Here is a 22,967-nt window from a genome sequence, read left to right as displayed (position 1 = left end):
CCGCTACCTCCCCTTCCAGCGGAAGACGACCTGACCCCCCGCCCCGGCCCGCGGCCCTCGGACCGCGGGCCGCGGCCGGCCGGGCCCAATAAAGTACTTCGATGAGCACCCAGGATGTCCTTGAGCATTTGCAGCGGCTTGGCATGTCGGGGTACGAGGCCAAGGCGTACGTGGCGCTGGTGGGGGCGGGCCGGCCGGTCAACGGCTACGAGGTCGCCAAGCGCTCCGGGGTGCCGCGCAGCACCGTCTACGAGACGCTCGGCAAGCTCGTGGCGCGGGGGGCGGCGTACGAGGTGCGCGGGGCGTCCGACGCGACGGAGTACCTGCCGCTGCCGCCGGAGGCGCTGCTCGACCGGATGCGGCGGGAGTTCGACGGGTCGGTGTCGGCGCTGCGGTCCGCGCTGCCCGCGGTCGCGGCCGCGCCGGAGGGGCACCTGATCCACAACCTCAAGGACGGGCAGGCGATGCTCGACCGGGCGGGGGACGTCGTGGCCGGCGCGCGGCGGGACCTGTTCATGTCGATATGGCCGGACGAGATGCGGGTGCTGCGCGGCCAGGTCCTGGAGGCGGCCGCGCGGGACGTCGAGGTCTCCGTCGTGTCGTTCGGGAAGGAGCCGTTCGACGGGCCCGGGAACGTCCACGAGCACCGCTACTCGGCGCCCGAGGCGGTCATCGAGGAGTTCGGGTACCGGCTCATCGTGGTGGTGGGTGACCGCCGCGAGGCCGTGGTCGGCGGTTTCGGGGACGGGGCGGCGTGGGGCGTCTACACGGGGGACCCGGCCGTCGCCCTGATGGCGGCGGAGTTCGTCCGGCAGGACATCGCGCTGCAAGTTCTCGCCGACCGGGTGGGCGCGGCGGAGCTGGACCGCCTCTTCGCCACCGAGCCGGGCCTGCTGCGGCTGCTCAGGAAGCGCTGACGGCCCGGCTCACTCGCGGAGCCAGGAGGCGAGCAGCGTCCCCGTCTCCTCCTCGCGGTCGGTGTAGAGCATGTGCCCGGCGTCGATCTCGCTGATGACGAGGGCGGGGCCGAGGGCGGCGCGGCAGTCGGCGACGAACTCGGGCCGCACCATGTCGGCCTTCGCCGCGATCACCAGGTGCGCGGGCATGTCCGGCGGCGGCGTCAGGCGGGGGCGGGTCATCTCCGAATACGCGGTTACCACCGCGGCCTGCTCGAACCGCCACCGCAGCCGCCCGTCCGGGCCGGGTTCGAGGTGCTCGGCCACCTCGTCGTCCAGCGCCTCGTCCGGCGCGTCCGGCCAGCGGGCCGCGAGGGCGGCGCGGGCCTCCGCCGCGTCGGCGAACGAAACCGGCGCCATGTGGGAGCGGGCCTCCGCGGCCGCGTCCGCGGGCGGCAGCCCGATCGCCGGGTCCAGCAGGAGGAGGCGCCGCACCCGCCGCTGCGCCGTCCGCGCCAGGTGCACCGCGATCAGCCCGCCGTAGGAGTGCCCGACGAGGTCGGCCCGCTCGATGCCGTCCGCGTCGAGGACGGAGAGCACGTCCGCCACGTGCCGCTCGACCGTCCACGGCGGCTCGTACGGCGACCGCCCGTGCCCGCGCAGATCGGGCGCGAGGACCAGGCGGTCCGGGAGATACCGCTCGGCCGTCCGCCGCCAGCGGGCCCCGTGCCCGGTGACCCCGTGCAGCACGACGACCGGGGAGCCCGCCGGGTCCCCGTACCGGTGAACATGCAACGCAGCGTCCGTCATGCACTGAAGGTTATGCGGGACGGCGCCGCCCCATGGCGGCCTTCACCGGCCAGAAGGTGCCGCAGCCGGGAGCGGTCAGGGCCGTTCCCAGCGGACGGAGCTCAGCGCCAGCAGCGCGACGTGGAGGGAGACGCAGGACTCGACGTCGTCGAGATCGGCGTCCAGGACGCGTTCGATGCGGCGGAGCCGCTCGTAGAAGGCGGGGCGGGACAGGTGGGCGCGCTGGGCGGCGACGGCCTTGTTCCGCCCGGAGTCCAGGTAGATCTCCAGGATCCGCGTGAGGTCGGCGCCGCGCTGGGCGTCGTACTCCAGCAGCCGCCCCAGCTCGCGCTCCACGAAGGTCTGGACGCGGGCGTCGTCGCGGAGCAGGTGCAGCAGGCCGCGGAGGCGCAGGTCGGGGAGGCGGTAGAAGAGGCGGGCGCCGGAGCCGCGCGCGGCGACGTCGGCGACCTGCTCGGCCTCCAGGAACGAGCGGCGGACGTCGCGGATCGTCTCCACGACGGAGCCGGCCGCCATGACGGCGCCCTCCGAGCGGCCGCGGACGCGGGTGGCGATCTCGGTGAGCGCGGTCTCCACGTCGGCGCGCGCGGGCAGCGAGGCCAGCACCCCGACGCGGGCGTGCGGCCCGCCCTCGTCGAGGACGCCGACGAGGGCAGCGAGCCGGGCGTCCTTGCAGGCGGCGGCGGCCGTCTCGGCGAGCGCGGACAGCTCGCCGGCGGGCGGGGCGCCGGGTCCGCGGTGCCGCAGCACGGCGCCGAGCAGCCGGCGGCCGGACAGCGGGACGCCGAGCGCACGGGCCCGCGCCGCGGCCTCCTGCGGGTCGGCGTAGGCGTGCGCGAGGATGCGGGCGATGATCGTGCCGTGCGCCTGGCGCTCGACGCTCTCGGCGTGCCGGTCGAGGAGCCGACCGAGCGCGAGGGTGGTGGCGGCCCGCTCGATCAGCACGGTCTCGCGCGGCGAGGGCGGCGAGCCGAGGTCGATGATGAGGCGGCCCCAGTCCTCGCCGCGGGCGCCGACCGTCGTCACCAGCCAGCCCGAGGTCGGGTCGTAGCCGGTGCGGCGGCCGGGCCGGACGGCGCGGGAGCGGGTCTCCCACGCCGACAGCAGCTCGGACGCGTCGGCGCCGCCGGCGTCGGCGGCGAGGACCTGGTGGGCGAGGTTCTCCAGGACGGCCGGGTGCCCGCCGAGCGCGGCGACCTGCCGGACGACCTCCTCGGTGGAGGCGCCCTCGACCGACAGCCGGGTGAAGATCTCGTGGAGCTGCTCGGAGGCGCGCAGCTCGTCGAACTGGTCCTGCAGGATGCGGGAGTGCACCGACTCGGTGATGTCCACGAACGCGGGCTCGTGGGCGAGGACGATGACCGGGAGGCCGTTCTCCTCGGCGGCGGCGATCAGCGCGGGCGGCGGCTCGGTCGCGTAGCGGCGGCCCAGCTCGATCATCAGGCCGCTCACCCCGACATCGGCGAGCTCGCCGATGTAGGTGCGCAGCCGCTCGGGCTCGTCCGGCAGCGCGATCCCGGTCGTGAGGACGAGTTCGCCGCCGTGCAGCAGGTGCGCGATGTCGGCGATCTCCGCGACGTGCACCCAGCGGACCCGGTTGCCGGTGCGGTCGCCGCCCGCGACGACGCGCGGCTGCCCGCGGCGGACCGCCTCAAGGCGGAGGACGTCGTCGACGGTAGGCAGCATCGACCCCGAGGATATCCGCGCAGGGTGTCAAGAAACCCGGCGAATTCCGTTACAGGATGTCAGCCGCCAGCAGACCGTTAACGGAACGCTCGGGGTCGTGACACTCTGCGGGTGGCCTGTCCGGCCTGCGCGAACGAGACTTGGGGCATGTCGGAACACGCGAACCTGCTCAAGCGCCACCGCGCGGTCATGCCGTCCTGGATGGCGCTCAACTACAGCGAACCCATCGAGATCGTCGGCGGCAAGGGCGGCCGCGTGACCGACGCCGAGGGGAACGGCTACCTCGACTTCTTCACGGGCATCCTGACGAACATGCTCGGGTACGACGTGCCCGAGGTGCGGGAGGCGGTGGAGCGGCAGCTCGCGACCGGCGTCGTGCACACCTCCACCGCGTACCTGGTGCGCGGGCAGATCGAGCTCGCCGAGAAGATCGCCCGGCTGTCGGGCATCCCGGACGCGAAGGTGTTCTTCGTCAACTCCGGGACGGAGGCGAACGAGACGGCGCTGCTGCTCGCGGCGTACGCGCGGCGCAGCGACCAGGTCCTCGCGCTGCGGCAGAGCTACCACGGCCGGTCGTTCGGCACGGCGGGCGTCACCGGCAACCGGGCCTGGAGGAACATCCCCTACTCCCCGCTGAACGCGCACTTCCTGCACGGCGCCGACCGGCACCTCCCGCAGTTCGCCGGGATGTCGGACGAGGCGTACGTCGACGCCTGCGTGCAGGACCTCCGGCACGTGCTCGCCACCGCGACCGGCGGGGACGTCGCCGCGCTCATCACCGAGCCGATCCAGGGCGTCGGCGGGTTCACGATGCCGCCGGAGGGCCTGCTCGCCGCCTACAAGAGCGTCCTGGACGAGGCCGGGATCCTGTTCATCTCCGACGAGGTCCAGACCGGGTGGGGACGGACCGGCGAGAACTTCTGGGGCATCGGGAACCACGGCGTGACCCCGGACATGATGACGTTCGCCAAGGGACTCGGGAACGGGTTCACGATCGGCGGCGTGGTCGCCCGCGGCGACCTGATGGACGGCCTGCACGCGCTCGGCATCTCCACGTTCGGCGGCAACCCGGTCTCGATGGCCGCCGCGAACGCGACCCTCGACTACGTCCTCGACCACGACCTGCGGGCGAACGCCGCCAAGCAGGGCGGCACGCTCATCGGCGGGCTGCGGTCGGCGGCCGGCCGGTTCCCCGTCGTCGGGGACGTCCGGGGCAAGGGCCTGATGTTCGCGATCGAGCTGGTCGATCCCGGGACCGGCGAGCCGAGCCCGCCGCTCGCCGCCGCGCTGATGGAGGCGGCCCGCGAGCGGGGGCTGCTGATCGGCAAGGGCGGCCTGTACGGCAACGTGGTGCGCATGGCGCCGCCGATGACCCTGACCGACGCCGAGGCCGCCGAGGGCCTCGGCATCCTGATCGCGTCCCTCGAAGCCGTGAACGGGGAAGCCGGCTCATGACCGCCGGCAGGCGCGTGACGCACTGGATCGGCGGCAAGCCGTTCGCCGGGGAGGCCGAGCGGCGCGGCGACGTCTACGAGCCCGCGTCGGGACGCCGGGCCGGCACGGTGGACTTCGCCGGGCGGGCCGAGGTCGACGCCGCGGTCGCCGCCGCCAAGGCGGCGTTCCCCGGCTGGCGGGACGCCTCGCTGTCGCAGCGAGCGCAGGTGCTGTTCAGGTTCCGCGAGCTGGTCCACGGGCACCGCGACGAACTCGCCCGGCTGATCTCGGCCGAGCACGGGAAGGTCGTCTCGGACGCGGCGGGCGAGGTGGCCCGCGGCCTGGAGGTCGTGGAGTTCGCCTGCGGGATCCCGCACCTGCTCAAGGGCGGGTTCTCGGAGAACGTCTCGACCCGGGTGGACGCCTATTCGATCCTGCAGCCGGTCGGCGTCGCCGCGGGGATCACCCCGTTCAACTTCCCGGCGATGGTGCCGATGTGGATGTTCCCCGTCGCGATCGCGTGCGGGAACACGTTCGTCCTGAAGCCGTCGGAGAAGGACCCGTCGGCGTCGGTCCGACTCGCGGAGCTGTGGGCGGAGGCCGGCCTGCCGGACGGGGTGTTCAACGTCGTCCACGGCGACAAGGCCGCGGTGGACGCCCTGCTGCACCACCCGGACGTCCGGGCGGTCAGCTTCGTCGGCTCCACCCCGATCGCCCGGTACATCTACGGGACGGCCGCGGCGAGCGGCAAGCGGGTGCAGGCGCTCGGCGGCGCCAAGAACCACATGCTGGTGCTGCCGGACGCCGACCTCGACCTCGCCGCGGACGCCGCGGTGTCGGCCGGGTTCGGCTCGGCGGGGGAGCGGTGCATGGCGATCTCCGTGGTCGTCGCCGTCGATCCCGCCGGGGACGAGCTGATGGCGAAGATCCGGGAGCGGGTCGCGCGGCTGAAGGTGGGGCCCGGCGACCACCCCGAGTCGGAGATGGGGCCGCTGGTCACGCGTGCGCACCGCGACAAGGTCGCGTCCTACCTGGACTCCGGCGTCGCGCAGGGCGCCACGCTCGCCGTGGACGGGCGGGACCCGGACGTCCTGGGCGGCGCGGGGGACGGGTTCTGGCTCGGCCCCAGCGTCCTCGACCATGTCACCCCGGACATGGACGCCTACCGGGACGAGATCTTCGGCCCGGTGCTGTCGGTCGTGCGGTGCGGCTCCTACGAGGAGGCCATGGAGCTGATCTCGGCCAACCCGTACGGGAACGGCACCGCGATCTTCACCAACGACGGAGGGGCGGCGCGCCGCTTCCAGAACGAGGTGGAGGTGGGCATGGTCGGCGTCAACGTGCCGATCCCCGTTCCGATGGCTTACTACTCCTTCGGCGGTTGGAAGGACTCCCTGTTCGGTGACACTCACGCCCACGGGATGGAGGGCGTCCACTTCTACACCCGGACGAAGGCCGTCACCGCGCGGTGGCTGGACCCGAGCCACGGCGGAGTGAACCTCGGCTTCCCGACCAGCGGCTGAGCCCGCTCTTCCTGCGCATTCCCCGGACGTGCGGCCGGCCACGGCGACCGGCCGCACGTCCATCGCGTCCAGAAAGCGATGAAACTCTCAGAATGCAGCACAAGCGGACAAACGTGGCGCTGTGGGGTCGCGGTGCGTGAGAGCGGTTCGCCGCACCGTGAGAACACCCAGGTCCGCGGCGTATGGGACTTTCCCACATCCGGTGGATTTCGTCGTCAATTTTCGTCCGGCGGCCGGTGGCGAATAATGCCAACACCCATTGACGGAGTCTGTGGCGGGCGACACAATCTGACTGTCCGCATTAAATGGGGCGAAATTAAAAGTCAGGTTCCATAGTCAACAAAAACGTGAGGTCCGGGGCCGCCGAAGCCGGCGGGGCCGATGTGCAGGAGAGCCGCGCCATGACCGCAGTCGACCACGCAGCAGAGGTGGACGCGCTCGCAAGACGCTTTCCCGGCTGGACCATCTGGTTCGGCCTGTCCACCGGCCGCTGGTGGGCGCTGCCGCCCCGGGACCGCGACGTCGGCGACTTCGTCGAGGCCGACACACCGCAACGGCTCATCGCACGGATCGAGGTGGTCAGGCGCGCCGCACCGGCGCGCCCCGTGATCGAGCACGACCGTCCGCGGACGTCCCGCGACACCCGGCCCGACGTGCGATGTCCCTCGAACCTCCGGCGTATCGAGGGCGTCACACCGTCGCCGTCCGGCCGGGTACCGGCGATCGCGTGGCCAGGCAGCACTGCAAGGTGATCCGCTGTTCCCCAACCTCGCCACGCCCGCCGGTGCCGCCGCGGCCCCGGGCAAGGACGGCAGCCCGCGCCATATCCCTCTCCGGCAACCTCCGTGTATGGCGCGGACGCCAGCACCCGCCGTCCCCCCCGGGGCCGTGGCGGTTTCCTCGTTGACAACACGTCCGAAACCGCCCTTCCGGCAATCCGCCCCGGAAACGCGATACCGCTGGCCATCAATGGCCACATTGTTCTTACCTCCGGGAAAGTGAACGGGAAACACCGGAGTTGCGGCCACCGGTAATCACCGCACCTTCCCTGGAAGCCGGAAGTGAAATCGAAGAAAACCGGCGATCGGCTCGTGTGCGGTCGTCGGGACATCCGGAATGGCCGCCGGGAGCCGCGCGGACCGCCGCCTCGGCCCGGTACGGGCCGCTCCGGCCGCCCCGAGACGCTACGCTCGCGACGGGCCCGGTTCAGATCGGGGAGGGCCCCGGGCAAGGATCGGGAGCGACATGCGGCTGAAGGCCACGGCGCGGGTGAGGATGTGGTCCGCCCTGGCGGCGGCCGCCGCGCTCGGCGCCACGGGCGTCGCGGCGTGCAGCGGCGGAGGCGACGAGGAGCCGGTCGGCGTCGCCAAGGTCGCGAGCACCCTCGGCCCGGGCGAGGGCATGCTGAACCTCGTCACGCTGCCCGGATCGATCGAGAGCGGCACCAGCGACCCGCGCGTCGACTGGGTCACCCCGTTCGAGGAGCGCACCGGCTGCAAGGTCGGGCTGAAGACCGTCCGGACGCCCGAGGAGATGGCCGGCCTGATGCGCGACGGCGGCCGCCGCTACGACGGCGTCGCGGCGCCGCCCGAGGTCGCCGGGCAGCTGATCGCCGAGAACCAGGTCACGCCCGTCAACACCGACCTCGTGGACGGCTTCAAGAAGCTGGAGCCGAAGCTGCGCGGGCTCCTCAAGCGGGACGGCCGGCAGTACGGCATCCCGTACGTGTGGGGCTCCAACCTGCTCATGTACGACACCCGGGCCGTCCCGCCGCCGCCGAGCTGGGCCGCGCTGTTCGACCCCGGGCAGGCGAGCCGGTACTCCGGGAAGCTGGTCATGCGCGACAGCCCGCTGGCCATCGCCGAGGCCGCGCTCTACCTCAAGCGCGAGCGGCCCAAGCTCAAGATCGACGACCCGTACTCGCTGACCCCCGGGCAGCTCAAGGCCGCCGGGCGGGTGCTCGCCAAGCAGCGGCCGCATGTCGGGGAGTACTGGGAGCGGCCCGCCGACGCCGTCAGCGCGTTCGCGGGCGGGCGTGCTGTGCTGGGCCAGGCGTGGCCCTACCACGTGGACGTCCTCACCCGCGCCGCGCGGACCGTGCAGGCCGCCGTCCCGGCCGAGGGCGTGACGGGCTGGATGGACGCGTGGATGATCGGCGCCAGGGTCGAGCACCCGAACTGCATGTACCAGTGGCTGCAGTGGACCGCGTCGCCGGACGTCCAGCAGCAGGTGGCCGAGTGGACCGGGGTGGCGCCCGCCAATCCGCAGGCGTGCTCCGGAGACCGGCTCAAGCCGGGCTTCTGCACCGCGTACCACGTCGGTGACCGCGCCCACCTCGACAAGGTCGTCTTCGCGCACGCGCCGACGAAGGCGTGCGACGGCGAGTCCGACGACAACGACTGCACGGACTACGCGGAGTGGAAGAAGACCTGGATCGAGTCCACCAAGCTCTGACGGCCCACCAGGCTCTGGTGACCGGGACCGTCGCCCCCGTCCGCGCGGCGATGGGGCCCGGCCGGTTCCGGTCAGGGAAAGTGTCTCTCCGGCGCGCCCGGCCGCCCCCAGCCGGGCGCGCCTGTCAGGTGGCCCCGGACTGCCCCCCGAACGCCCGGGTCACCCTTCTCCCTGGAGAGACTTCCACGACGACGGCGTCCAGCGCCGGCGTCAGCGCGGGCGGCCGCTCCCCGGCCGGCCGTCCGGCGTCCGTGACCCGCTCCCGGGAGCCCCGCCGTGCGCGGGGTACCGGCGGGGCGGGTGCGCATTCGCCGCACGCGAACACCCCGGTCGAATCCGGCAGGCGGCCGACGCGTACGCGCGGCCGCGGCCACTTCTTGCGGCAGACGACGCAGGCCTCGCCCAGGCGCTGGGCTGCCGTCAGCCCGCCCGGGTCCACGGTCGGCTCGCCTGTCTGGCCCATGCCCTCCCCCTGACGGGAGTCGACGTCACGTGCCTCCTTTATAGGCGGGGGAGCGTGTTGTCTCCGCTACCCAAAGTGAAAAATGCGGCAAAGGCTTATGTGTCGCCCGCCAGGACAAGGTCATCCGCATCGCGCGATCCGGCCAACCGAGCGGTCACTCGGACGGGCCGCCCCACGAGGGCATACGCAGACCATGGCCGTACCCGGGAGATGGCCGTCCTGTACGAGGGCCGCCTGTACGAGGGCCGCCTGTACGTGGGCGAGAGCGCGACCGGCGCCCGCCTGATCCTGTGCTTCCCCCTGGCGCGCCGCCGCTGACGTGCGGGCCGCCGACCGTCCCGCCGCGGGGGCGGGACCCGGGCGCGGAAATGCCCGACAATGGTCCCGTGCTCTCTCACTCAAGCTCCGACGCACCCGCCCGCGAGCTGGCCGTGCTCGGCTCCACCGGTTCGATCGGCACCCAGGCCCTGGACGTGGTCCGCCGCAACCCGGGCAGGTTCCGGGTGGCCGGGCTGGCGGCCGGCGGCGGACGGGTCGACCTGCTGGCCGAGCAGGCGCTCGAGTTCCGGCCCGACATCGTCGCCGTCGCCAGGGCGTCCGCCGCGCAGGACCTGCAACTGGCCTTCTACGCCGAGGCCAAGCGGCGCGGCTACGCCTCCGGCGACTACCCCATCCCGAAGATCGTGGCGGGCCCGGACGCCGTCACCGAGGTCGCCGCGTGGCCGTGCGACGTGGTCCTGAACGGGGTGACCGGCGCACTCGGCCTGGCCTCGACGCTCGCGGCCCTGGACGCCGGGCGGACGCTCGCCCTGGCCAACAAGGAGTCCCTCATCGTCGGCGGCCCCCTCGTCAAGGAGCGGGCGCGGCCCGGGCAGATCGTCCCGGTGGACTCCGAGCACTCGGCGCTCGCCCAGTGCCTGCGCGGCGGCCGCGCGGCGGAGGTGCGGCGGCTCGTGCTGACCGCGAGCGGCGGCCCGTTCCGCGGCCGCGGCCGCGAGGAGCTGACCGGCGTCACGCCCGAGCAGGCGCTGAACCACCCGACGTGGGACATGGGCCCCGTCGTCACGATCAACTCCGCGACCCTCGTCAACAAGGGGCTGGAGGTCATCGAGGCGCACCTGCTGTTCGACGTGCCGATGGACCGGATCGAGGTCATGGTGCACCCGCAGTCGGTGATCCACTCGATGGTCGAGTTCACCGACGGCTCCACGCTGGCGCAGGCCAGCCCGCCCGACATGCGGCTGCCGATCGCGCTCGGCATCGACTGGCCGGACCGCGTCCCGGACGCCGCGCCCGGCATCGACTGGAGCAAGGCGCACACGTGGGAGCTGTTCCCCCTCGACGACGAGGCGTTCCCCGCCGTCGCGCTGGCGCGCAGGGCCGGTGAGCTGGGCGGGACGTTCCCGGCCGTTTACAACGCCGCCAACGAGGAATGTGTGGACGCGTTCCGCGCGGGCCGGCTTCCGTTCCTCGGGATAGTCGACACGGTCGCGCGGGTAGTGGACGAGCACGAGAAGCACGGCGCTCGTCCGGCCGGGCGGCCGACGCTGGACGACGTCCTCGCGGCGGACGGCTGGGCGCGGGCCAGGACCAGAGAACTGACCGCGGCCGGGCGGCCGGCCGCGGGCGACTGACCCCCGGGGGTCCGCCTCGGGACTAGCCCTAGGGGACCCGCATGGCCTTCTTCCTCGGCGCGGTGGCGTTCGTCGTCGCGCTGCTGGCGACGGTGATGCTGCACGAGGGCGGGCACCTGCTCACCGCCAAGCGGTTCGGGATGAAGGCGACGCAGTACTTCGTGGGGTTCGGGCCGACCCTGTGGTCCACCCGGCGGGGCGAGACCGAGTACGGCGTCAAGGCGATCCCGCTGGGCGGCTTCGTCAAGATCGTCGGCTACACGCCGCTGGAGGAGATCGACGAGGCGGACCGCCCCCGCGCGTTCTACCGGCAGCCCGCCCCGCGCCGCGCGGTCGTCATCGGGGCGGGCGTCGCCGCGAACTTCGTGTTCGCGTTCGTGCTGCTCATGGTGATGGCCATGACGATCGGCGTGCGGGAGCCCGGCGCGGCGACCAGCACGGTCGAGGAGGTCAGCCCCTGCGTGCCCGCCACGATGCAGTCGGCGTGCGCGGGGGACCGCCCGGCCTCGCCCGCCGCACTGGCCGGGCTGCGCGCCGGGGACCGCGTCGTCTCCTTCGACGGCACGCCGGTCGCCGACTGGAAAGGCATCACGGAGGCGATCGGGCGGGCGGAGCCGGGCCAGACGGTGCAGCTCGTGGTGCAGCGGGGCGGTGCGGGGCGGGAGGTCCCGCTGCGGGTCACGCTCGCGGACGTGGAGGGGCGGCCGTTCGTCGGCATGTCGGCCAAGGTCGTCGGCGGCGGGTACGAGCGGACGGGCCCGCTGAACGCGGCGGTGTTCGCCGCGAACGGCATCGGCCGGACCCTCGCCGGCATCGGCGACGTCGTCGTGGACCTGCCGTCCGCGATCCCGCGGCTGTTCTCGCCGGACCGGGAGAGCACGCCGGGCGGCCAGGTCGGCAGCGTGGTGGGCGCGACCGACGTGTCGGGGCAGATCTTCGCCTCCGAGGGCGCCACCACCCGGGACAAGATCGCCCTGTTCCTGTCGCTGGTCGTCTCGCTGAACATCTTCCTCGGGGCGCTCAACCTCCTGCCCCTGCTGCCGCTGGACGGGGGCCATCTCGCGGTGGTCGGATACGAGCGGGCGCGCGCCGGCGTCAACCGGATCCGCGGCAGGCCGGATCCGGGCACCGTCGACATGACCAGGCTCCTGCCGCTGACCTACCTCGTCGTGCTGCTGCTGGTGGGGTTCGGCGTGCTGCTGATACTGGCCGACCTGTTCAATCCGCTCCGGCTGCCGGAGTGACACAAATCGTTCACATAGAGTTGCCGAACGGTCACCTCGTTGGGCACCGGGCGCCGTCAATCCAGCGGTACGGGACGCTTAGGCTTTGTACGGGGCCGGCGAGCATGAGGAGAGGGATGAGCGTTTCACTGGGAATGCCGAGCGTTCGCGGGAACGGGGACGGTCAGGGGGCGCGGGGTCCCGTCGCGGCACGCCGCAAGTCCCGGCAGATCATGGTCGGGAGCGTGCCGGTGGGCGGCGACGCCCCGGTGTCGGTGCAGTCCATGACCACGACCCTCACCGCCGACGTCAACGCCACGCTGCAGCAGATCGCGGAGCTGACCACGTCGGGCTGCCAGATCGTCCGGGTCGCGGTGCCGTCGCAGGACGACGCCGAGGCGCTGCCCGCGATCGCCCGCAAGTCGCCGATTCCGGTCATCGCCGATATCCACTTCCAGCCCAAGTACGTGTTCGCGGCGATCGACGCGGGCTGCGCGGCGGTGCGCGTCAACCCGGGCAACATCAAGAAGTTCGACGACCGGGTCGGGGAGATCGCCAAGGCCGCCAAGGACGCGGGCGTGCCGATCCGCATCGGCGTGAACGCCGGCTCGCTGGACAAGCGGCTCCTGGAGAAGCACGGCAAGGCCACGCCCGAGGCGCTGGTGGAGTCGGCGCTGTGGGAGTGCTCGCTGTTCGAGGAGCACGACTTCCGGGACATCAAGATCTCGGTCAAGCACAACGACCCGGTCGTCATGATCGCGGCGTACCGGCAGCTGGCCGCCGCGTGCGACTACCCGCTGCACCTCGGGGTCACCGAGGCCGGCCCGGCGTTCCAGGGCACGATCAAGTCGGCGGTGGCGTTCGGGTCGCTGCTCGCCGACGGGATCGGCGACACGATCCGGGTGTCGCTGTCCGCGCCGCCGGTCGAGGAGGTCAAGGTCGGCACCGCGATCCTGGAGTCGCTGGGGCTGCGCGAGCGCGGGCTGGAGATCGTGTCCTGCCCCTCGTGCGGGCGGGCCCAGGTGGACGTCTACACGCTGGCCGAGGAGGTCACCGCGGGCCTCAAGGACTTCCCGGTCCCGCTGCGCGTCGCCGTGATGGGCTGCGTGGTCAACGGCCCGGGGGAGGCCCGCGAGGCCGACCTGGGCGTCGCGTCCGGCAACGGCAAGGGCCAGATCTTCGTGAAGGGGCAGGTCATCAAGACCGTTCCCGAGGCGCAGATCGTGGAGACCCTGATCGAGGAGGCCATGCGCATCGCCGAGGACATGGGCATCGAGATCGGCGAGGACGGCTCGGTCTCCGGCCCCGGCGCGGACGTCGTGGTCGGCTGACGCCGGCCCGCCGCGGCGCGGCCTGACGGCGGGTCGCGGCGCGGCCTGACGGTGGCCTGCGCCGCCGTACCGGGAGCGGACGAGAGCGAAGGGCCCCGGGTCACCGACCCGGGGCCCTTTCGCGTGCCCGGGCCCGGCCCTCCGCCGCCCGGCGGGCGCGGAACGTTCCGCGGGATCACGAAGTCCCGATGATCTTGTCACGATTGCGTATCCACTCATCTCCGCCCTTGCCGCCATAAGGGACGAAGTGCCAACAATCTCCACGCAATCGGCATCCGCTATGCATCGGCGCGGCTCCCCCTCCGGTCCCGATGGCGGGACGTCCGGAGCCGCCGATGGGAGAGGGTCACATGAAAAGGATCGTTCTCGTCGCGACCGCCTTGGTCACGACGGTCGGCGGCACCGGCGCCGTCGTTCCCGCGAGTGCGGACACCGGTCCGTCCGGGGCCGCCGCCGCGGCGGCCCAGGGCATCGACTGGGGCAAGTGCGAGGTAAGCGGCCCCAATGACCCGATGAACAACGCGCAGTGCGCCCAGGTCGAGGTGCCCCTCGACTACAGCAGGCCGCAGGGGCGCAAGATCTCGATCGCGGTGTCGCGCTTCCGGCACACCGACGAGGAGAACTACCAGGGCGTCCTGTTCGTGAACCCGGGCGGCCCCGGCGGCTCCGGTCTCGCCTACGGTCCCGCCCTCGCCCGCTGGCTCGGCGGCGTCGGCCACGCGGACGTGGCCGCCAAGTACGACATCATCGGCTTCGACCCCCGCGGCGTCGGCTCCAGCAAGCCCGCGATCACCTGCGACCCGGACTACAACGACCCGGTCCGGCCCGCCTACGTGCCCGAGACCTGGCGCGACGAGCTGGCCTGGATCGCCAAGTCCAAGGGCTACGCGCGCGACTGCGAAGAGAAGTTCGGCTGGATGCTGCCGCACATGCGGACCACCGACGCCGCGCGCGACGTCGACACGATCCGCGCCGCCCTCGGCCAGGAGAAGATCAGCTGGTACGGCTTCTCCTACGGCACCTACTTCGGCGCCACCTACGCCACGCTCTTCCCCAAGCGCGTCAGGCGCATGGTGATGGACGGCAACGTCAACCCGAAGAACGTCTGGTACGACAGCCAACTCGAACAGGACAAGGCGTTCGAGCGCAACATCCGGGCCTGGTTCGGCTGGGTCGCCAAGTACGACTCGGTCTACCACCTCGGCACGACCGAGAAGGCCGTCCGCGCCAAGTACTACGAGGCCCTGCACGCGGCCGAGGAGTCGCCCATCGGCGGGAAGATCGGCCCGGCCGAGCTGACCGACATCATCCTCAGCGCCGGCTACAACACCGGCTACTACATCCCGTTCGCCGAGGCGCTCTCGGCCTGGATCAACGACGAGGACCCCTCCGTCCTGCTCCAGTGGCTCGGCTCCGGCGGCGACGACAACGGCTTCGCGGTCTACCTCGCCGTCCAGGGCGCGGACGCCCGCTGGCCCCGCAACTGGGCCAAGTGGCACCACGACGCGGCGAAGCTCCACCGGCAGGGCTACCAGTTCGAGACTTGGGGCAACGTCTGGTTCAACGCGCCGATCGCCTTCTGGCCGTTCAACGGCGGGCCCGCGCTCAAGCTGAAGGGCAGCAAGGACCTGCCGGGCATGCTGCTCGTCCAGTCCACGAAGGACGCCGCGACGCCCGTCGAGGGCGGCCTGGAGATGCACAAGGTGTTCCCGTCCTCGCGCCTGGTGTTCGAGGTCGGCGGCAAGACGCACTCCAACACGCTCAACGGGAACGCGTGCCTGGACGACAAGGTCGCCGCGTACCTGGACACCGGTGCGCTGCCGGACGGCAGCCGCGGCCCGGACGCCTACTGCGACGCCGTCCCGGCGCTGAACGACCCGGACCCGACGGCCATGCAGCTCAAGGCCGCGCCCGGGGCCGGCAAGGACCTCCCGGTCGGGCGTCCATGACCCGCTGAGGCCCTCGCACTGAGGCCCCGGCATTGAGTCGAGCACGCTGATCCGTGGCGTGCCCGCCGCGCTCCATTCCGTGGAGCCGGCGGGCACGCCGCACTCCGTTCCGGCGGCCGTTCCGCCCCGAGCGGCGCCGCGCCGTTCGGTGGGGACGGTCCCAATTCGGGGAGGAATCGCGCGATCCCCGAGGTCACGCGGTCCGCGGCGTCCCTTCGGTAGAAAGCCGGAGTGCTGAACGACGCTGGAAAGAAGGCTGCGGCCGGCTCGGCCGCCGCCGCGCTCGTCCTCGGGACCGCCGGAGCCGCCGTCCTGCCCGCCCACGCCGCCGCGGGACGACCCGGATCCGACCCCGCCCCGCGGCCCGCCGGTCTCGCCTGGCAGCCGTGCCCCGCCCAGGACCACTGGGAGGGCGGCCGCATCAAGGACCTCCAGTGCGCGTCGATCCGGGTGCCGCTCGACTACGGCCGCCCGGACGGCGAGCAGGTCACGCTCCGGCTGACCCGCGCCCGGCACACCGCGTCCGAGTCCCAGGGCGTCGTGCTGCTGAACCGCGGCGGGCCCGGTGCGCACGGACGCGACCTCCCCGCCTTCTTCACGGGCTCGCTGCCGGAGAAGGTCGCCGCGTCCTACGACTGGATCGGTTTCGACCCGCGCGGTGTCGGCGCCAGCGAACCCTCGCTGACCTGCGACCCGACATACCAGGACCCGGGCCGCGCGCGCCCTGACACCATCCCCGCCGACGTGCTGGACGAGTGGGCCTGGAGGGCCAGGGCCAAGGCGTACGCCGACGACTGCGCCGAGAAGTACCGGAAGGTCCTCCCGCACATGGGCACGGCCGACTGGGCCCGCGACATGGACGAGATCCGCAAGGCCCTCGGCCAGCGGAGGATCAACTACTTCGGCTACTCCTACGGCGGCTACCTCGGCGCCGTGTACGCGACGATGTTCCCGAAGCGCGTGCGCCGCATGGTGCTCGACAGCGTCCCCCGCCCGAGCGGCGTCTGGTACGAGAACAACGTCGACCAGAACATCGCGTTCGAGAAGCGGGTACGCGCGTACTTCAGGTGGATCGCCCGTCACCACGAGACCTATCGGCTGGGGACGACGGGGCGCCAGGTCGCCGCCGCCTACGCCAAGGCGCGGGCCGGACTGAAGGCCGCCCCCATCGACGGGAGGGTCGGGCCGACCGAACTGGACGACATCTTCCTCTCCGACGGCTACGACGACCGGACCTGGACATCGCACGCCGACGCCCTCTCCGCCTACGTCAACCGGGACGACCACGCCCCGCTGCGCAAGGCGTGGCGGCCGCCCGGAGAGCGCCAGCAGAACGCCTACGCGGTCTACACCGCGGTCGAATGCCGCGACGCGGCGTGGCCGCGCGACTGGCGCCGCTGGCACGACGACGCCACGCGCCTCTACCGGCAGGGCTACCGCTTCGAGACGTGGAGCAACACCTGGTACAACGCGCCGTGCATGTTCTGGGGCGTGCCGGGCGGGCCGCGCCCGGTGGTCCGGGGCACCGCGTCGCTCCCGCCGATCCTGCTCATCCAGGCCACCGAGGACGCCGCCACCCCGTACGGGGGCGCGCTGGAGACGCACCGCAGGTTCCCCACGTCCAGGCTGCTCGTGCAGGCGGGCGGCGGGAACCACGGCGTCACGCTGGGCGGTGACCGGTGCGTGGACGGTGCCGTCGCCGCCTACTTCGCCGGCGGTGACCTGCCCGCGAGCCGGCCCGGCCCGGACGCCTCGTGCGAGGCCGGCCCCGCGCCGGAACCGGCCAAGGCCGCGAAGCCGGGCAAGAACGGGCCGGAGAGCACCGGTCACGTCGCCGCCGACCACCCGGCCGCCCAGCCCTAGCCGGGCCGGGCCGCCCGTCCCGGAGCCGGGAAGTCCGCCCGGACCCGGCGTTGACCGGGACCTTGGCGGTGCGCCGGCCCTCGGACCACATAGTCTTGTCCACGTGGTGCTTTCAGTGGTGAGGGCCGAACGGGGGCCGTTCCCGTCGCGGAGCCGGTAGCCGTGCGCATGCTCGGCTCGATGCCGGTGCGCGTGCTGGACGACCGGCACCGGGCGGAGGCCCTCGCGATCCTGGACGCCGATCCGGTGTCCAACGTCTTCGTCAGTTCCCGCGTGCACGCCGCGGGGCTCGACTCGCGCCGGCTCGGCGCCCAGATGTGGGGCTACCTGCGGGACGGCCGGCTCACCTCGCTGTGCTACTCCGGCGCCAACCTCATCCCGGTGGCGGCGGGGCCCGAGGCCGTCCGCGCGTTCGGCGAGCGGGCGCGGGCCCAGGGGCGGCGCTGCTCGTCCATCGTCGGGCCCGTCGACGCGGTCGGCGAGCTGTGGGAGATCCTCTCGCCGTACTGGGGGCCGCCCCGGGCCGTCCGCGCGGAGCAGCCGGTGATGGCCACCTCCGCGGTTCCGGACGTGCCGCCCGACCCCGGGGTCCGGCGGGTCCGGATGGAGGAGTTCGACGTCATCTACCCCGCCTGCGTGGCGATGTTCACCGAAGAGGTCGGGGTGTCGCCCAACGCCGGGGACGGGGGAGTGCTCTACCGCGCCCGCGTCGCCGAGCTGATCCGCGACGGCCGCGCGTTCGCCCGCATCGAGGACGGCCGCGTCCTGTTCAAGGCGGAGATCGGGGCCGTGACCCCGCGGGCCTGCCAGGTGCAGGGCGTGTGGGTGCCGCCCGACCTGCGGGGCCAGGGCCGGTCGGTGGCCGGGATGTCCGCGGTGGTGCGCGAGTCGCTGCGGAGCATCGCGCCGACCGTCTCGCTGTACGTCAACGACTACAACGCGCGGGCGCGAGCCGCCTACCGGCGTGTCGGATTCACCGAGGTCGGATCGTTCATGTCCATCCTCTTCTAGGGCTTCATCCGTTCTGTGCAGCCTGTCGTGGCGTGAATGGTACTCACGGGTACCTGAATCGATCTTCCCGGACCGGTACCATCCGGCCGTGGAGTTCGCCGGGGCATTACGGCAGGCCATCCAGGCCAGCGGGCTGACCCTGGAACGGATCCGGCACCGGCTCTGCCGGCGCGGCCTGACCGTCAGCGTCGCGACCCTCAGCTACTGGCAGCGCGGCCGCAGCCGCCCGCGCTCGCGGGACGTGGTCGTCGCGCTGGAGGAGATCCTCCAGGTGCCGCCGGGGACCCTCACCGAACTGCTGGACGACCCCGCCCCCACCGCGTCCGCCGTCCGCGCCGGACCGGCCGCCGGCCTCGCCGCCGCCGAGCGCGGCCGCCCGGTCCGGGAACTGTGGCCGGACCCGGACGGCTACGCGGGCCTCGTCGGCCAGCTCGACCGGTCCGGCGACCACCGGCTCGAACGGCTCAGCATCCACGACGTCTACCGGCTGGACGAGGCGCGCCGCTCCTGGACGCTGTCGGTGCGCACCGTCCTGCGCGCCGCGGGCGACGACATCGACCGGGTCGTGTGCGTCCACCAGACGGGCGGGCCCGGCGAGGCCGGCGGCGCGCACCGCACCGGCAACGGCGCCGCCCGCCGGCCGGACGACGCCCCCGCGGCCCCGGCCGGGAAGGTCGCACTGACGCGGGTGCGGTACTGCCGGCCCGGCCGGATCCGCGCCGAGGGCGGGCTCATGGCGTTCGAGCTCGTCTTCGACCGCGTCCTGTCGGCGGGCGACACCGCGGTCGTCGAGTACGAGCTGGGCCCCGTCGGGCAGCCCGCCGCCGACAGCTACGACCGGCGCTTCCCCCACCCGGTCCACGACTACGTGGCGATCATCCAGTTCACCGGCGACCGGCTTCCCGCGCGCTGCTACGGCTTCACCGCGGAGAGCTCCCTGGCGCCCCGGCGGCGCCTCGGCGAGCTGTGGATCGGCACGTCCGGCAGCGCGAACATCGCGGTCGGCGCGGTGCGGCGCGGCATCGTCGGCATCGAATGGGAGTGGCACTGAGGCGGGGGCGCCGATGTCACTGAAACCGGGGCGCGGCCGCGCGGGGGCGTCCAACCGCGGTTGTAGGAAATTGCCGGTTGGAATCATGCCTCCCTGGCCTTACAGTGAGCGCTGAAGTCGCAAGTGCAGGAGTCAAGGCCGTCATGCGGGGGCCGGCCGGAGCGGATCCGGAGGCCAGCGGTGCAGAGTGTCGCAGAAGACGATCTTCTACAGGTACTGCAGTACGGTCCCTTCAACGTCGCCCTCCACGCGGCCATCCAGGCCCGCGGCCTCAGCCTCGACTCGCTGCGGCGCCGCCTGGAGGCGCAGGGCATCGCCGTCAGCCTGTCCACGCTGAGCTACTGGCAGCGCGGCCGGACGCGTCCCGAGCGCGCCGACTCGATGCGCGCCGTCCGCGGCCTGGAGGTCATCCTCGAACTGCCGCGCCATTCGCTGCTGACGCTGCTCAAGCCGACCGCCGAGCGCTCCGCCGGGGCGTGGCTCCCGGTGGAGGAGCTGTGCCCCGAGCCGGGCGTCCGCGACCTGCTCGACGAGATCGGCGACCGCGGCGGGCGGCAGCTCACCGGCCTGAGCCTGCACGACCAGCACACGATCGGGCGGCGCCGGGAGCTGCGCGAGGTCCGGTCCCGGGCGGTGTTCCAGGCGCAGCAGCGCGGCGTCGACCGCTGGATCGCCGTGTACCACCATCCGCACGGCGTCCTGCCGTCCTCGCGCACCGCGCGCGGCTGCCGGTTCGGGCGGGTCAGGATGGACGAGGCGAGCGGCCTCATCGCCGCCGAGCTGCTGTTCGACCGGGCCCTCGGCCGCGGCGAGACCTACCTGCTGGAGTACGGCTTCGGCTTCGACGAGACGGGCCCGCCGGTGACCGAGGAGGGCCGCGGGTTCCGCACGCCGCAGCACGAGTTCCTCATCGAGGTCCGGTTCCACCCGGCCGCGCTGCCCGCCCGCTGCTACCGGACGTGGCGGCCCGACGGCCACACCGCGCTCAAGGACTCGGCCGACCTGCGGCTGTCCAGCTACCACAGCGTCCACTTCATCGAGTTCGGCATGGCCGCCGGCTACCACGGCATCCGCTGGGAGTGGACGTAGGCCGCACGGGCTGCCCGGCGGGCGCGGGCTACATGGCCAGGAGCTGAAGGAGGCGGTCCAGTTCGGCCTTCGGGTCCTCGGTGAGGCCCGCGTGGACGGGGCCGGGCTGGACGATCGTGCTGCGGGGCGCGGTCAGCCACCGGAAGCGCGTGCCGGGGCTCTCGGCGGCGGCCTGCCCGGCCCGCTCGCCGCCGCAGCAGACGGCGTCCACGGCCTTGAGCGCGGCGCGCACGCCCGCGAGGTCCAGCGCGGGGTCCAGCGCGAGGAGGCGCCGCTCGTCCAGGTGCGTGCGGCAGCCGAGGTAGTCGAGGGCGCGGCAGTACACCACCACGCCCACGTTCATCACCTCGCCCCGCTCGACGCGCGGGACGACGCGCAGCGCCGCGTACTCGAACACCGTGGGGTCCTCCGGCGACCTGATGTTGCTCATGAGGCGCCGCCGAGCCATTCCGGGCGGTTGCCGCCGCGCTTGGGCGGCGCGGCGGGCCGGCGGCCTGAGACGTCCGTCTCGGGCAGCCAGTCACGCGGCTTCCCGGCGCGCGGCAGCAGGACGTCGACGTAGGCGTCCCGCAGGGCCTGCGGGCCGTCGAAGCCCGGCTCGTCCTCCAGCCAGCGGTCGGGGACGAGGCCGGTCACCTCGCGCAGCAGCTCCTCGGTGATCTTCGGCGCGAGTTCCGCCTCCGCGGCCTCCAGCATCGTCGCGTACGGCGTCAGCACGTGGTCGTCCACGTCGTACGCCCCGGAGAACAGCCTCGCGGCGTTCGCCCACGCGTGGTGGAAGATGAGGCTCGCGCCGTGGTCGATCAGCCAGATGTCGCCGTGCCACACCAGCATGTTCGGGTTGCGCCAGCTCCGGTCCACGTTGCCGATGAACGCGTCGAACCACAGCACCCGCGACGCGAAGCCCGGGTCGGGGCGCCAGCCCAGCGGGTCGAATCCGAGCGACCCGGGCAGGAAGTCGACGCCGAGGTTCCAGCCGGGGCTGGCCTTCAGCAGGTCCTGCACGTCGGCGTCGGGCTCGTGCCGCCCGATGGCCGGATCGAGGTCGACGAGCACCTGGTCGGGGATCCGGAAGCCGAGGCGCCGGCCCAGCTCGCCGGCGATCACCTCGGCGATCAGCGCCTTGCGGCCCTGCCCGGCGCCGTGGAACTTCGTGACATACGTGCCGAGGTCGTCGGCCTCGACGATGCCCGGAAGCGACCCGCCCTCGCGCAGCGGCGTCACGTATCGGATGGCCGTCACATGTGGCAACACGCCGCAACGCTATCGGGCGGGGCCGCGCCCGGGATAATCGATGTGCCGAGCGGAGCTCGTCGGTTGAATGGTGGCGGGCGGGGCTGGAGGACGGTTGCATGGGCGTTGAGCTGCTCGACCTGTCGGTGCCGATCGTCACGGGAATGCCCGTCTACCCCGGGGATCCCGAGGTGGAGGCGGTGCCCGCGCTGACGGTCGCCGAGGCGGGGGTGAACGTCCTGCGCCTGCACATGGGCTCGCAGTCCGGCACCCACGTGGACGCCCCCTTCCACATCGACGACTCCCTTCCGCGCCTGGACGAGCTCCCCCTGACCCGCTTCACCGGCCCCGCCGTCGTCATGGACGCCCGCGGCCTGCCGCCCCGCGCCCCCATCGGCCCGGACCTCCTGCCGGCCGGTCTCGAACCCGGTGTCATCCTGCTCATCGCCACGGGCTGGTCAGAGCGGTGGGGGAGCGAGGACTACCTGGGCCACCCCTACGTCGCCGCCGAGACGGCCGAGGCGGTGGTCGCCTCCGGCGTCCGGACGGTGGGCATCGACGCACTCAGCGTCGACCAGACCGCACCGCCGGGGTCGGACGAGTTCTCCCTGGCCGCGCACCGGATCCTCTGCGGCGCGGGCGCGGTGATCGCCGAGAACCTCACCGGCCTCGGACGGGTCGTCGAGGCGCAGGACTCGGGCTGCGCGATCGAGGTGTCGCTCTTCCCGATCGCCCTCGCCGGCGCGGACGGCGCGCCCGCCCGCGCCGTCGCCCGCGTGGACGACCGGGCCGTCCTCATCTGAGCGGGATCGACGCCCGGAGGGGTCAGCGGATCATCCGGAAGCAGAAGAAGGTCGGGAACCGGTAGTACTGCTGCTTGCCGGCCTTGATCGCGCCGAGGATCAGCAGCCACCATCCCGCGATGACCAGCTCCAGGTACGGGACGGCGAGCGCGATGAGGAAGATCGGTGTGTCGAAGATGATCGCCGGCGGCACGCAGATCGCCACCACGACCAGCAGGTGGATCAGCAGGGTGAGCTGGTAGTTCATCGACTGGGCCGCGTGGAAGCGGGTCAGCGGCGAGGTGTTCTTCTTCACCAGGTAGATGACCAGCGGGGGCAGGAAGCCGATCAGCAGGTTCCCGACGTAGGCGAAGATCGCCCAGGTCGCGTCCTCGGTCTGGGCCTGCGGCCGGGGCGGCGGCGGCCCGTAGCCGTACCGCGGGTCGTAGGGGCTTCCGGGAGGCGGTTCGTAGTGACCGCCGCCGGGAGGCTGCCCGTAGGGCGGCTGCCCGGGGGGTGAGCCCTGTCTCTTATA

Annotated in this window: 20 protein-coding genes; 14 read left to right on the top strand and 6 right to left on the bottom strand. The window is 72.9% G+C overall.

Features of this window, described 5'->3' with window-relative positions; translation table 11 throughout:
- The first annotated feature begins 101 nt into the window (after positions 1-101).
- Entirely contained in the window at positions 102-917 is an 816-nt protein-coding gene (locus E1266_RS21865) for a helix-turn-helix domain-containing protein (RefSeq protein WP_132049809.1), read from the top strand.
- Between the two features lie 9 nt (positions 918-926).
- Here the strand turns inward: E1266_RS21865 and E1266_RS21860 are convergent, their stop codons facing one another.
- Complete coding sequence (locus tag E1266_RS21860; RefSeq protein WP_132049807.1) at positions 927-1,706, bottom strand: alpha/beta hydrolase; 780 nt, start codon at positions 1,704-1,706, stop codon at positions 927-929.
- 75 nt (positions 1,707-1,781) lie between these two features.
- Complete coding sequence (locus E1266_RS21855; protein ID WP_132049805.1) at positions 1,782-3,392, bottom strand: PucR family transcriptional regulator ligand-binding domain-containing protein; 1,611 nt, start codon at positions 3,390-3,392, stop codon at positions 1,782-1,784.
- Positions 3,393-3,539: 147 nt separating this feature from the next.
- Between E1266_RS21855 and E1266_RS21850 the strand changes: the two genes are divergently transcribed.
- The 4 genes from E1266_RS21850 (at position 3,540) to E1266_RS21835 (ending at position 8,803) form a co-directional block, all read left to right on the top strand.
- A complete protein-coding gene (locus tag E1266_RS21850) occupies positions 3,540-4,847 on the top strand; it encodes an aspartate aminotransferase family protein (protein ID WP_132049803.1) in 1,308 nt (435 codons plus the stop codon).
- Positions 4,844-6,349 carry a CoA-acylating methylmalonate-semialdehyde dehydrogenase gene (locus tag E1266_RS21845; RefSeq protein ID WP_132049801.1) on the top strand — a complete coding sequence of 502 codons (1,506 nt, stop codon included), beginning with the start codon at positions 4,844-4,846 and terminating at the stop codon, positions 6,347-6,349. Before E1266_RS21850 ends, E1266_RS21845 begins: the two co-directional genes overlap by 4 nt.
- A 401-nt stretch (positions 6,350-6,750) precedes the next feature.
- The gene (locus E1266_RS21840; protein ID WP_132049799.1) at positions 6,751-7,101 is read left to right on the top strand and encodes a hypothetical protein; all 351 of its coding nucleotides are present in this window, start codon (positions 6,751-6,753) and stop codon (positions 7,099-7,101) included.
- A 493-nt stretch (positions 7,102-7,594) separates the two neighbouring features.
- Entirely contained in the window at positions 7,595-8,803 is a 1,209-nt protein-coding gene (locus E1266_RS21835) for an ABC transporter substrate-binding protein (RefSeq protein WP_132049797.1), read from the top strand.
- 124 nt (positions 8,804-8,927) lie between these two features.
- Here E1266_RS21835 and E1266_RS21830 read toward each other — a convergent pair whose 3' ends face one another.
- Entirely contained in the window at positions 8,928-9,266 is a 339-nt protein-coding gene (locus tag E1266_RS21830) for a hypothetical protein (RefSeq protein ID WP_132049795.1), read from the bottom strand.
- A 368-nt stretch (positions 9,267-9,634) separates the two neighbouring features.
- On the opposite strand from E1266_RS21830, the gene dxr reads away from it, so the two are divergent.
- The 8 genes from dxr to E1266_RS21790 all read left to right on the top strand — a co-directional run bounded on the left by dxr (position 9,635) and on the right by E1266_RS21790 (position 20,417).
- On the top strand, positions 9,635-10,900 hold the full coding sequence (gene dxr / locus E1266_RS21825; protein ID WP_132049793.1) for a 1-deoxy-D-xylulose-5-phosphate reductoisomerase: 1,266 nt from the start codon (positions 9,635-9,637) through the stop codon (positions 10,898-10,900).
- A 41-nt stretch (positions 10,901-10,941) separates the two neighbouring features.
- Positions 10,942-12,144, top strand: coding sequence for a site-2 protease family protein (locus tag E1266_RS21820; protein WP_132049791.1), 1,203 nt, complete (start codon positions 10,942-10,944; stop codon positions 12,142-12,144).
- A gap of 134 nt (positions 12,145-12,278) precedes the next feature.
- The gene (ispG, locus tag E1266_RS21815) at positions 12,279-13,454 is read left to right on the top strand and encodes a flavodoxin-dependent (E)-4-hydroxy-3-methylbut-2-enyl-diphosphate synthase (protein WP_132049813.1); all 1,176 of its coding nucleotides are present in this window, start codon (positions 12,279-12,281) and stop codon (positions 13,452-13,454) included.
- A gap of 350 nt (positions 13,455-13,804) precedes the next feature.
- On the top strand, positions 13,805-15,403 hold the full coding sequence (locus E1266_RS21810; RefSeq protein ID WP_132049789.1) for an alpha/beta hydrolase: 1,599 nt from the start codon (positions 13,805-13,807) through the stop codon (positions 15,401-15,403).
- A 231-nt stretch (positions 15,404-15,634) separates the two neighbouring features.
- Positions 15,635-17,266, top strand: a complete 1,632-nt coding sequence (locus tag E1266_RS21805) for an alpha/beta hydrolase (RefSeq protein ID WP_132049787.1) — start codon at positions 15,635-15,637, stop codon at positions 17,264-17,266.
- Between the two features lie 168 nt (positions 17,267-17,434).
- On the top strand, positions 17,435-18,277 hold the full coding sequence (locus E1266_RS21800; RefSeq protein ID WP_132049811.1) for a GNAT family N-acetyltransferase: 843 nt from the start codon (positions 17,435-17,437) through the stop codon (positions 18,275-18,277).
- 88 nt (positions 18,278-18,365) lie between these two features.
- Positions 18,366-19,328: a hypothetical protein gene (locus E1266_RS21795; protein WP_132049785.1), complete on the top strand. Its 963-nt coding sequence runs from the start codon at positions 18,366-18,368 to the stop codon at positions 19,326-19,328.
- A 180-nt stretch (positions 19,329-19,508) separates the two neighbouring features.
- The gene (locus E1266_RS21790) at positions 19,509-20,417 is read left to right on the top strand and encodes a hypothetical protein (RefSeq protein WP_132049783.1); all 909 of its coding nucleotides are present in this window, start codon (positions 19,509-19,511) and stop codon (positions 20,415-20,417) included.
- A gap of 28 nt (positions 20,418-20,445) precedes the next feature.
- Here E1266_RS21790 and E1266_RS21785 read toward each other — a convergent pair whose 3' ends face one another.
- Both E1266_RS21785 and E1266_RS21780 read right to left on the bottom strand, forming a co-directional pair.
- Positions 20,446-20,847 (bottom strand): DUF3037 domain-containing protein, encoded by a 402-nt coding sequence (locus E1266_RS21785; protein ID WP_132049781.1) that lies wholly within the window; start codon positions 20,845-20,847, stop codon positions 20,446-20,448.
- Positions 20,844-21,671: a HipA family kinase gene (locus tag E1266_RS21780; RefSeq protein ID WP_132049779.1), complete on the bottom strand. Its 828-nt coding sequence runs from the start codon at positions 21,669-21,671 to the stop codon at positions 20,844-20,846. The genes E1266_RS21785 and E1266_RS21780 overlap by 4 nt, the downstream gene beginning before the upstream one ends.
- A gap of 98 nt (positions 21,672-21,769) precedes the next feature.
- Here E1266_RS21780 and E1266_RS21775 point away from each other — a divergent pair, with 98 nt between their 5' ends.
- Positions 21,770-22,453 carry a cyclase family protein gene (locus E1266_RS21775; protein ID WP_132049777.1) on the top strand — a complete coding sequence of 228 codons (684 nt, stop codon included), beginning with the start codon at positions 21,770-21,772 and terminating at the stop codon, positions 22,451-22,453.
- Positions 22,454-22,475: 22 nt separating this feature from the next.
- Here E1266_RS21775 and E1266_RS21770 read toward each other — a convergent pair.
- A partial coding sequence (locus tag E1266_RS21770) for a DUF4870 domain-containing protein (protein WP_132049775.1) occupies positions 22,476-22,967 on the bottom strand: 492 nt, incomplete at its 5' end.

The sequence above is a fragment of the Actinomadura sp. 7K534 genome, from assembly GCF_004348575.1.
Classification (GTDB): domain Bacteria; phylum Actinomycetota; class Actinomycetes; order Streptosporangiales; family Streptosporangiaceae; genus Spirillospora; species Spirillospora livida.
This window is presented reverse-complemented; position numbering and strand designations above follow the sequence as displayed.

Excerpts from the sequence above, each read along its gene's own strand:
- E1266_RS21865 (WP_132049809.1), top strand. The coding sequence starts at position 102 with ATGAGCACCCAGGATGTCCTTGAGCATTTGCAGCGGCTTGGCATGTCG.
- E1266_RS21860 (WP_132049807.1), bottom strand. The coding sequence starts at position 1,706 with ATGACGGACGCTGCGTTGCATGTTCACCGGTACGGGGACCCGGCGGGC.
- E1266_RS21855 (WP_132049805.1), bottom strand. The coding sequence starts at position 3,392 with ATGCTGCCTACCGTCGACGACGTCCTCCGCCTTGAGGCGGTCCGCCGC.
- E1266_RS21850 (WP_132049803.1), top strand. The coding sequence starts at position 3,540 with ATGTCGGAACACGCGAACCTGCTCAAGCGCCACCGCGCGGTCATGCCG.
- E1266_RS21845 (WP_132049801.1), top strand. The coding sequence starts at position 4,844 with ATGACCGCCGGCAGGCGCGTGACGCACTGGATCGGCGGCAAGCCGTTC.
- E1266_RS21840 (WP_132049799.1), top strand. The coding sequence starts at position 6,751 with ATGACCGCAGTCGACCACGCAGCAGAGGTGGACGCGCTCGCAAGACGC.
- E1266_RS21835 (WP_132049797.1), top strand. The coding sequence starts at position 7,595 with ATGCGGCTGAAGGCCACGGCGCGGGTGAGGATGTGGTCCGCCCTGGCG.
- E1266_RS21830 (WP_132049795.1), bottom strand. The coding sequence starts at position 9,266 with ATGGGCCAGACAGGCGAGCCGACCGTGGACCCGGGCGGGCTGACGGCA.
- dxr (WP_132049793.1), top strand. The coding sequence starts at position 9,635 with ATGCCCGACAATGGTCCCGTGCTCTCTCACTCAAGCTCCGACGCACCC.
- E1266_RS21820 (WP_132049791.1), top strand. The coding sequence starts at position 10,942 with ATGGCCTTCTTCCTCGGCGCGGTGGCGTTCGTCGTCGCGCTGCTGGCG.
- ispG (WP_132049813.1), top strand. The coding sequence starts at position 12,279 with ATGCCGAGCGTTCGCGGGAACGGGGACGGTCAGGGGGCGCGGGGTCCC.
- E1266_RS21810 (WP_132049789.1), top strand. The coding sequence starts at position 13,805 with ATGAAAAGGATCGTTCTCGTCGCGACCGCCTTGGTCACGACGGTCGGC.
- E1266_RS21800 (WP_132049811.1), top strand. The coding sequence starts at position 17,435 with ATGCTCGGCTCGATGCCGGTGCGCGTGCTGGACGACCGGCACCGGGCG.
- E1266_RS21785 (WP_132049781.1), bottom strand. The coding sequence starts at position 20,847 with ATGAGCAACATCAGGTCGCCGGAGGACCCCACGGTGTTCGAGTACGCG.
- E1266_RS21775 (WP_132049777.1), top strand. The coding sequence starts at position 21,770 with ATGGGCGTTGAGCTGCTCGACCTGTCGGTGCCGATCGTCACGGGAATG.